The 9,075-nt window shown below is 74.0% G+C and carries 9 protein-coding genes; 2 read left to right on the forward strand and 7 right to left on the reverse strand.

All coding sequences use genetic code 11. The annotated features are described in order from the left end of the window. From folP to dapE, 3 genes are all read right to left on the reverse strand, one after another. On the reverse strand, positions 1–889 hold an 889-nt coding region (gene folP, locus HGCM_RS16220; protein ID WP_019134954.1), incomplete at its 3' end, for a dihydropteroate synthase. Further along, the gene (locus tag HGCM_RS00580; protein ID WP_019134955.1) at positions 886–1,716 is read right to left on the reverse strand and encodes an LOG family protein; all 831 of its coding nucleotides are present in this window, start codon (positions 1,714–1,716) and stop codon (positions 886–888) included. The genes folP and HGCM_RS00580, both read right to left, overlap by 4 nt. An 83-nt stretch (positions 1,717–1,799) precedes the next feature. Next, positions 1,800–2,930, reverse strand: coding sequence for a succinyl-diaminopimelate desuccinylase (gene dapE, locus HGCM_RS00585; RefSeq protein ID WP_019134956.1), 1,131 nt, complete (start codon positions 2,928–2,930; stop codon positions 1,800–1,802). Between the two features lie 90 nt (positions 2,931–3,020). Between dapE and dapD the strand changes: the two genes are divergently transcribed. Further along, positions 3,021–3,974: a 2,3,4,5-tetrahydropyridine-2,6-dicarboxylate N-succinyltransferase gene (dapD, locus tag HGCM_RS00590; protein WP_019134957.1), complete on the forward strand. Its 954-nt coding sequence runs from the start codon at positions 3,021–3,023 to the stop codon at positions 3,972–3,974. Between the two features lie 61 nt (positions 3,975–4,035). Here the strand turns inward: dapD and HGCM_RS00595 are convergent, their stop codons facing one another. The 3 genes from HGCM_RS00595 to fdxA all read right to left on the reverse strand — a co-directional run bounded on the left by HGCM_RS00595 (position 4,036) and on the right by fdxA (position 6,974). Next, positions 4,036–5,331, reverse strand: a complete 1,296-nt coding sequence (locus tag HGCM_RS00595) for a citrate synthase (RefSeq protein ID WP_019134958.1) — start codon at positions 5,329–5,331, stop codon at positions 4,036–4,038. A gap of 169 nt (positions 5,332–5,500) precedes the next feature. Next, on the reverse strand, positions 5,501–6,640 hold the full coding sequence (gene dapC / locus HGCM_RS00600) for a succinyldiaminopimelate transaminase (protein ID WP_019134959.1): 1,140 nt from the start codon (positions 6,638–6,640) through the stop codon (positions 5,501–5,503). A 7-nt stretch (positions 6,641–6,647) separates the two neighbouring features. Next, positions 6,648–6,974 (reverse strand): ferredoxin, encoded by a 327-nt coding sequence (gene fdxA / locus HGCM_RS00605; RefSeq protein WP_026075154.1) that lies wholly within the window; start codon positions 6,972–6,974, stop codon positions 6,648–6,650. A gap of 82 nt (positions 6,975–7,056) precedes the next feature. Between fdxA and HGCM_RS00610 the strand changes: the two genes are divergently transcribed. Further along, positions 7,057–7,302: a putative acetyltransferase gene (locus tag HGCM_RS00610; protein WP_040398899.1), complete on the forward strand. Its 246-nt coding sequence runs from the start codon at positions 7,057–7,059 to the stop codon at positions 7,300–7,302. A gap of 3 nt (positions 7,303–7,305) precedes the next feature. On the opposite strand, the gene HGCM_RS16225 is transcribed toward HGCM_RS00610, so the two are convergent. Continuing rightward, positions 7,306–9,075: VanW family protein (locus HGCM_RS16225; protein ID WP_019134962.1), on the reverse strand; the 1,770-nt coding region annotated here is incomplete at its 5' end.

Below are 9,075 nucleotides of genomic sequence, written 5' to 3' on the forward strand. Positions count from 1 at the left end.
CCGGCGGCCGCTCGCCCCGCACGGCGGTCACCAGGTCGAGCGTGCGCCGCGTCGCGCGGACGTCGTGGGCCCGGAACACGCGGGCGCCGAGCCAGGCCGCGACGGCGGTCGCCGCGAGCGTGCCCTCGAGCCGCTCCTCGGGCGGCAGGCCGAGCGTCTCGCCGACGAAGTCCTTGCGCGACAGGGCCATGAGCACAGGATGCCCGAGCGCGACGAGCGCCTCGGTGCGCCGGACCAGGTGCAGGGAGTGCCAGGTCGTCTTGCCGAAGTCGTGCGTCGGGTCGACGAGGACCGAGGCCGGGTCGACGCCGAGCGCGACCGCGCGCGCCGCGAGCGCCGAGACGGTCCGCACGACGTCGTCCACGACGCCGTCGAGCCCGTCGTGACCCTCGTCGGCCGCGTACTGGACGCGGTAGGGGTCGGTCCGCGGCTGCGCTCCGCCCGTGTGCGAGCAGACGAGCCCGAGCCCCCGCTCCGCGGCGACCTCCGCGAGCTCCGGGTCGTGACCGGACCACGTGTCGTTGACGAGGTCGGCGCCCGCGTCGGCGGCGGCGCGGGCCACCGGCGCCCGCCACGTGTCGACGCTGACCAGCAGCTCGGGGTGCCGCTCGCGCACGCGCGCGACCAGCGGCACCACGCGCGCGATCTCCTCGTCGACGCCCACCTCCGGGCCGCGTCCCGCGCGCACGCCGCCGAGGTCGACGATGTCCGCGCCCTCCTCGGCGGCCCGCGCGACCGCCGCGTCCGCCCCCGCCTCGTCGTGCCGCGCCGGCGCGTAGAACGAGTCCGGCGTGCGGTTCACCACCGCCATGACGACGGGGCCCGCGAGCTCGCGGCCGCGCAGCCGCAGCGGCGCCGCCCCCTGCGGGACGCCGGGCAGGGCGCTCACCTCCGGTCGGCGCCGGCCTCGGCGGCCGCCTCCTGGGCGTCCGCCGTCGCGCGCGCGGCGGCGTCCTCCTCCGCGCGCAGCTCGGCGCCGCGGTCGAGCACGGCCTGCACGGCCTCCTCCGCCGTGTCGACGAGACGCAGGAGCTCGACGTCCGGCGCCGAGACCATGCCGTGGGGCTCGACGGTGCGGCTCAGCCAGTCGAGCAGGCCCGCCCAGTAGTCACGACCGACGAGGACGATCGGGAACTGGATCACCTTGTGGGTCTGCACGAGCGTCAGCGCCTCGAACAGCTCGTCGAGCGTGCCGAAGCCGCCCGGCAGCACCACGAACCCCTCGGAGTACTTGACGAACATCGTCTTGCGGGCGAAGAAGTACCGGAAGTTCACGCCCAGGTCGACGTAGTCGTTCATGCCCTGCTCGAAGGGCAGCTCGATGCCGAGACCGATCGAGAGGCCGTCCGCCTCCTTGGCGCCCTTGTTGGCGGCCTCCATGATGCCGGGGCCGCCGCCCGTCACCACCGCGTAGCCCGCCTCGACGAGGCGGCGGCCGACCTCGACCGCGATCTCGTAGTGCGGGGTGCCCGGGCGCGTGCGCGCGGAGCCGAAGACGCTGACGGCGGGGCCGACCTCCGCGAGGGCGCCGAAGCCCTCGACGAACTCGCTCTGGATGCGCAGGACGCGCCACGGGTCGTCGTGCAGCCAGTCGGCCGTCGTCGGCCCCGACAGCAGCCGCTGGTCGGACGTGGTCGCCGGGATCTGCGTCCCACGCAGCAGCACCGGACCCTTCCGGTACCCGCGTCCCGGTGCGGGAGTGCCGTCGTCGCTCATGTCCCGACCCTATGCGGGTGACCGCCGGCGGGCCGTGCGGGACGCGAGGTTTCCACCCGTCCGGCGCGGCCCGTGCGGCCGGGTCAGGCCGGGGTGAGGAACGCGCGCAGCGCGGCCCGCGTCGAGACGATCTGGTCGACCGGGCACCGCTCGTCCGCCTTGTGCGCGAGCAGCGGGTCGCCCGGGCCGAAGTTGACCGCCGGGACGCCCAGCTGCGCGAACCGGGCGACGTCCGTCCAGCCGAGCTTGGCCGTCGGCTGCCCGCCGGTCGTCGCCAGCACGGCCGCGGCGAAGTCGCGCGCGGCGGGCTCGGTGAGCCCCGGCCGGGCGCCCGGCGCCGCGTCGGTGAGCCGGACCTCGTAGCCGGCGAACAGGTCGCGGACGACCTGCTCCGCCTCCGCGACGGTCCGGGACGGCGCGAACCGGTAGTTCACCGTCACGACGCAGCGGTCGGGGATGACGTTCGTCGCCGTCCCCCCCGAGATGAGCACCGCGTTGAGGCTCTCCTGGTAGGTCAGCCCGTCCACGTCGACCGCCTGCGGCTCGTACGTCTCGAGGCGCCGCAGGACCTCGCCCGCGAGGTGCACGGCGTTGCGTCCGGTCCACGGTCGGGCGGAGTGGGCAGCCACGCCCGTGAGCACGACCTCGGCGCGCAGCGTCCCGTTGCAGCCGCCCTCGATGCCGCCGGCGGTCGGCTCGCCGAGGATCGCCAGGTCGGCCTCGAGCCACTCGGGGTGCGTGCGCGCCACCCGCCCGAGCCCGTTGAGCTCCGCCGCGACCTCCTCGTGGTCGTAGAACACCCAGGTGACGTCGTGCAGCGGCTCGGCGAGCTCGGCGGCGAGCGACAGCGCGACCGCGACGCCCGCCTTCATGTCGACCGTGCCGCGCCCCCACAGCTCGGCGCGCGCGCCCTCGCCGACGAGCCGGGTCGGCACGTTGTCCGCAATCGGCACGGTGTCGAGGTGGCCGGCGACGACGACCCGGGCCGGCCGGCCGAGCCGGGTGCGCGCGACGACCGTGTCGCCGTCCCGCAGCACCTCGAGGTGCGGCAGGGCCGCGAGGGCGGCGTGCACGGCGTCGGTGAGGGGGCCCTCGTCGCCGCTGACGGACGGCACGTCGCAGATCGCCCGCGTCAGCGCCACGACGTCCGCGGTGAGGTCGAGCGGCGGCACGGGCGCGGGGGCGGCGGTCGCCGGGGTCGTGGGCTCGGTCATGGCGCGACCCTACGCGCCGCCGGCGCCGCCCGGTCCGGCCGCGGCCGTCCCCGTCCGGGCTACTGATCAGTACTCACCTAGGGTGGAGGAATGAGCACTCGTCCGGCCTGGGGCTTCGCCCTGTCCACCGTCGGCGCGTCCGGCAGCACCCTCGACGCCTGGTTCCCCTCCCCCGCCCTGGGGCGTCCCGACGAGGCCGCCCAGGCCCCCGCCGAGCTGGCGGCGGCCGAGGGCGAGGACGCCGCGCGCGGCGTCACCGTGCAGGTGGTGCGCGTGGAGGTCGACCTCGACACGTCCCCCGCCAGCACCGTCGACGCGTACCTGCGGCTGCACCTGCTCTCGCACCGGGTGGTCCGACCGCACGAGGTCAACCTCGACGGCGTGTTCGGCGTCCTCCCGAACGTCGTCTGGACCGACGCCGGGCCGTGCGAGGTCGACGGGTTCGAGCAGACCCGGCTGCGGCTGCGCGCAGCCACGGGCCGCCCGGTCACCGTGTACGGCGTCGACAAGTTCCCGCGCATGGTCGACTACGTGCTGCCCACCGGCGTCCGCATCGCCGACGCCGACCGCGTCCGCCTCGGCGCGTACCTGGCCCCCGGCACGACCGTCATGCACGAGGGCTTCGTCAACTACAACGCGGGCACCCTCGGCACCTCGATGGTGGAGGGCCGCATCTCGGCCGGCGTGGTCGTCGGCGAGGGCTCCGACATCGGTGGCGGCGCCTCGATCATGGGGACGCTGTCCGGCGGCGGGCGCGAGGTCGTCTCCATCGGCCGTCGCACGCTGCTGGGCGCCAACGCCGGCCTCGGCATCCCGCTGGGCGACGACTGCGTGGTCGAGGCGGGCCTCTACCTCACGGCGGGCACCAAGGTCACGCTCGTCGGGTTCGCGGACGACGACGGCGAGACGCGCGTCGTCAAGGCGCGCGAGCTCGCCGGCGCCGACAACCTGCTCTTCCGCCGCAACTCCCTGACCGGCGGCGTCGAGGCCGTGGCGCGCGCCGGCGCCGGCGTCACGCTCAACACCGCGCTGCACGCGCACTGAGCACCGACCACGACGGCCCGGCACCCCTCGGGGTGCCGGGCCGTCGTCGTGATGGGGTCGCTCAGCCGCGCTCGGGGTAGTCCCGCTCCGTCGCGCCCGTGTAGACCTGCCGGGGGCGGCCGATCTTCGTCGACTTGTCGTTCATCATCTCCCGCCACTGCGCGATCCAGCCGGGCATCCGGCCGAGCGCGAACAGCGGCGTGAACATCTTCTCGTCGAAGCCCATGGCCTTGTAGATGAGGCCCGTGTAGAAGTCGACGTTCGGGTAGAGCTTGCGCGAGATGAAGTAGTCGTCGTGGAGCGCGATCTCCTCGAGCTTCATCGCGATGTCGAGCAGCTCGTCGTTCTGGCCGAGCGCCGACAGCACGGCGTCCGCGCTCTTCTTCACGATCGCGGCGCGCGGGTCGTAGTTCTTGTAGACCCGGTGCCCGAAGCCCATGAGGCGGACGCCCGCCTCCTTGTTCTTCACGCGCGTCATGAAGTCCGTCGCGTCGCCGCCGTTCGCCTTGATCTCGTCGAGCATCCGCAGCACGGCCTCGTTCGCGCCGCCGTGCAGCGGGCCCGAGAGGGCGTTGATGCCCGCGGCGACGGACGCGTAGAGGTTGGCGTGGCTCGAGCCGACGATCCGCACGGTCGACGTCGAGCAGTTCTGCTCGTGGTCCGCGTGCAGGATGAGCAGCTGGTCGAGCGCCTTCACCACCACCGGGTCCGGGTCGTACTGCTGGTACGGCACGGCGAACGTCATCCGCAGGAAGTCGTCGACGTAGCCGCGCGAGTAGTCCGGGTACAGCAGCGGCTCGCCGCGCGAGGCGCGGTGCGCGTACGACGTGATCGTCCGCGTCTTGGCGAGGATCAGCACCGTCGCCAGCTCGACCGTCTCGGGGTCGAACGGGTCGAGCGACTCGGGGTAGAAGGTCGACAGCGCGTTGATGGCCGAGGACATGACCGCCATCGGGTGCGCGTTGCGCGGGAACGTCCCCATGAAGGTGCGGAAGTCCTCGTGCACGAGCGTGTGGCGGTTGACCCGGTCCTCGAACGCGACGAGCTCGTCGGGCGACGGCAGCTCGCCGTGGATGAGCAGGTAGGCGACCTCCAGGAACGAGGACTTCTCCGCGAGCTGCTCGATCGGGTAGCCGCGGTAGCGCAGGATGCCGGCGTCGCCGTCGATGTAGGTGATCTTCGACTCGCAGGACGCGGTGTTCATGAAGCCCGGGTCGACGGTGACCAGGCCGGTGTCGCGCAGGAGGGTCGAGATGACGACTCCGCTGTTGCCGTCCGTCGCCGGCACGACCGGCAGGTCCCGCGACTCGCCCCCCACGACCAGCTGGACCGGGGCGGTGACGGCGGTCTCGGACATGTGGTTCCTCCCTCGGGACGACCGTCCACACGCCGCGCGGGCGGGCCAGTCGTCGATGACTCACGGCCTCGGCGGCCACCCTGACGGTACCTGCGGCCGGGCGGTGCTGACCAACGAACCCCGGCCCCCAGGGCTGCCGTGTGACCACGATCACAGGCCGTCTGGGACTTCAGGCCCCCTGCAGGCGCGCGGCCGCCTCCGCGATCGCGTCGTCCGGTGCGGTGAGCGCGACGCGCACGTGCTCCGGGGCGCCGTAGAACGTCCCCGGCGCGACGAGGATGCCGAGCCCCGCGAGGTCCGCCACCGTGGTCCACGCGTCCTGGCCGGCCGCGCGCGTCCACAGGTACAGCCCCGCCGCCGAGCCGTCGACGGCGTAGCCGGCGTCCTCGAGCGCCGAGCGCAGGACGGCGCGCCGCCGCCGGTACCGCTCGCGCTGCGCGTCGACGTGGGCGTCGTCGTCGAGCGCCGCGACCGTCGCGGCCTGCACCGGTCCGGGGACGATGAGGCCCATGTGCTTGCGCGCCTCGAGGAGGGCGCGCACCAGGAGCGGGTCGCCGGCGACGAAGGCCGCGCGGTACCCCGCGAGGTTCGACTGCTTGGACAGCGAGTACACCGCGAGGGTGCCCGTCCGGTCGCCCTGCGTCACCCGCGGGTCCAGGAGGCTCGGCACGCCGTCGCTCGCCCACGGCTCGTCCCACGGGAGCTCCGCGTAGCACTCGTCGGACGCCACCACGACGGGCCGCCCGTCACGAGCCGCGGCCGCGCGGGCCGCCTCGAGCACGGCACGCAGCTCCTCGACCCCGAGGACCTCGCCGGTCGGGTTCCCCGGCGAGTTCAGCCACACCAGGCGCACGTCGCCGGCGCCGTCGCGCAGGCGCCCTGCCGGGTCGGACGTCGGCTCCGGCGTCGCCCCCGCGAGCCGGGCGCCGACGTCGTACGTCGGGTACGCCGCGGACGGGTGCAGGACGACGTCGCCGGCGCCGAGCCCGAGCAGCGACGGCAGCAGGGCGACGAGCTCCTTCGAGCCGACGGTCGGCAGCACGTCCGCCGGGTCGAGGCCCGGCACGCCGCGCCGCCGCGCGAACCAGCGCACGACCGCCTCCCGCAGCTCGGCGGTGCCGTGCGTCGTCGGGTACCCCGGCGAGTCGGCCGCCGCCGCCAGCGCGTCACGCACCACCGCCGGGGTCGGGTCCACCGGCGTGCCGACCGACAGGTCGACGATCCCGCCCGGGTGGGCGCGCGCCTTGTCGGCGTACGGGACGAGCGTGTCCCACGGGAAGTCCGGCAGGGCGCCCGTCAGCAGGCCCATGCCCCGCTCAGTCCTCGTGGACGCGCAGCGGCAGCGTGGCGATGATCGGGTGGTCCTTCTCGATCTGGCCCATCTTCGCGGCGCCGCCCGGCGAGCCGAGGTCGTCGAAGAACTCGACGTTCGCCTTGTAGTACTCGCTCCACTGCTCCGGGACGTCGTCCTCGTAGTAGATGGCCTCGACCGGGCACACCGGCTCGCACGCGCCGCAGTCGACGCACTCGTCCGGGTGGATGTACAGCGACCGCTTGCCCTCGTAGATGCAGTCCACGGGACATTCCTCGATGCACGCCTTGTCCTTGACGTCCACACAAGGTTCGGCGATCACGTACGTCACGGTCGGTCCTCCCACGGTCAGCGACTTCTAGTATCGCTCAGGTGAGTGCTGCCCCGCCGAGCTGTCCACGCGCCGAGGTGTGATGAGCGACTCCCTGTGGCGTGTCCTGCGGCCCGGCGTCCGAGTCGTCGTCCGGCGCGTGCGCGACGACGAGCCGGGACCCGGCGAGCCGCGCCTGACCGACGTGCTCGGCGAGCTCACGGCGGTCGACGAGGACGGCATGACCATCCTCACCCGGCACGGCACGGTCCGCGTGCCGGCGACCGACGTCGTCCTGTGCAAGGTCGTGCCGGCCGCCCCGCCGCCGCGCGCGGGCCGCTCGGTCTAGCCGTCAGTCGCTCTCCTTCTCCTCGTCCTTCTCGGCCGAGGGTGCCTTGCCGCACACGACCCGGTTCTGCGGGCGGTACGTGGTGGTCCAGGAGTTCTTCTCCTTGACCTCGCCGTCCGGAGCCGTCACGGTGCGGTTGACCGTCACCCGGAACCCGGGGTTGCCGGCCGCCTGCGGCACGCACGTCGGGCTCTGCGAGTAGACCGTCCGCGGCGAGACGACGTTCGAGCGCGGGCCCGTCGTCGTCGCGACGTCGAAGTGCTTCGTGCTCCAGATCTGCACGTGGGCGTACCCGCCCGAGACCCACCCGCGGATGAGCGCGCCGTACGGGCTGTCGTTCTTGAACCGCATGTCGATCGAGCCGAGGTACATCGTCGCCTCGCGGCCCTCGGGGTAGCGCTGGAACCACTCCGAGTGCGGCTGGTGCTCGAGGATCTCGAAGCCCGCGAAGAACGCGGCGTTGAACGTCGTCGTCGACACCTGCGAGAGGCCGCCGCCGATGCCGTCCTGGTGCTCGCCGTTGACGATGACACCCGCCTGGACGAACCCGTGCTGCGCGTCGATGGGCCCGAGCGACTCGGTGAGGCTGAAGTCCTCCCCCGGGCGCACGAGGACGCCCGTGAGGTTCTTCAGGCCCTGGCGGATGTTCGTGGTCCGGCGCTGCTCGCTCGTCAGCGGCGTCTTGAACTCGGAGACGACCTCGGTGATCCCGAGCTCCTCCATCGCCTTCGTCGTGTCCTCCGGGTCGGTCGGCACGAGCTCGACGGTGGCGGTGCGGTCCGACCCCGACGCCGCCCGCGCGACAGCCGTGGCCAGCGCGGCCGGGTCGATCTTCGTGCCGGCCTCGCCCTCGACGAGGGTCGGCTTCCCGTCCTCGAAGGTGAAGTGGGCGTCCTCGGCGGCGGTGAGGAGGTCGGGCAGCTGGTCGACGACCTCGTCCGCGAGCTTCTCGCCGTTCATCTGCAGCTGCAGCGCGCCGTCGACCGGCACCATCGCGGCGTTCGCGACGACGGTGGCGGGGTCCAGCACCGCGACGCGGTCCTCCACCTCCACCGAGACCGGCGCCGAGCCGACGTGCTTCGCCACGCGGTCGTAGGCCTCGTCCGCCTCGGCCTGCGTGATCGCCGGCTCGACGGTCGTCGTCGGCAGCTCGACCGGCCGCGCGGCCGTCAGCCACTGGTCGGACAGCGCCCGGGCCGCGGCGTCCGCGTCGACCGTCCAGCCGTCCTCGGCCTTCGTCGTGCTCGCGGACTGGTCGACGAAGACGATCCCCGCGTCCACCGGCTCGGCCGACAGCGACCCGCCGAGCTCCTCGATCGCGGCGGCGAGCGCGTCCTCGTCCACCGAGGTCGACGGGGTCACCGCCCCGACGCCCGCGACCTGCCGCCACAGCCGGGCGGGCTCCAGCAGGTCCGTGCCGACGAGGCCGTCCACCGTCGCCTCGGCGTCGAACCGCAGCCCCGCCTTCGCGGGGTCGATCGCCGCCTGCACGTCGTGCGCGACGACCTCGACGGGTCCCGTCGACGCGTCCTCGAGGTCCTCCTCCAGGCGGGCCACGGCGTCGTCGCGGGCGAGGCCGCCGATCGGCACGCCGGCGACCGTCGCACCGCGCGGGACCTTGTCGCCGAACGCGAACGACGCGGCGACGTACCCGCCGACGAGCAGCAGCACGACGACACCCAGGACGGCGAGCACCCGGGGCGCCCGGCTCGGGCGGTCGTCGGACTCGAAGTCGTCGAGCGGCGAGGGGTTGCGCGGCGTCGGCGGCACGGG

The organism is Cellulomonas massiliensis JC225 (assembly GCF_000312005.1).
In the GTDB taxonomy this organism is placed as follows: Bacteria; Actinomycetota; Actinomycetes; order Actinomycetales; family Cellulomonadaceae; genus Cellulomonas; species Cellulomonas massiliensis.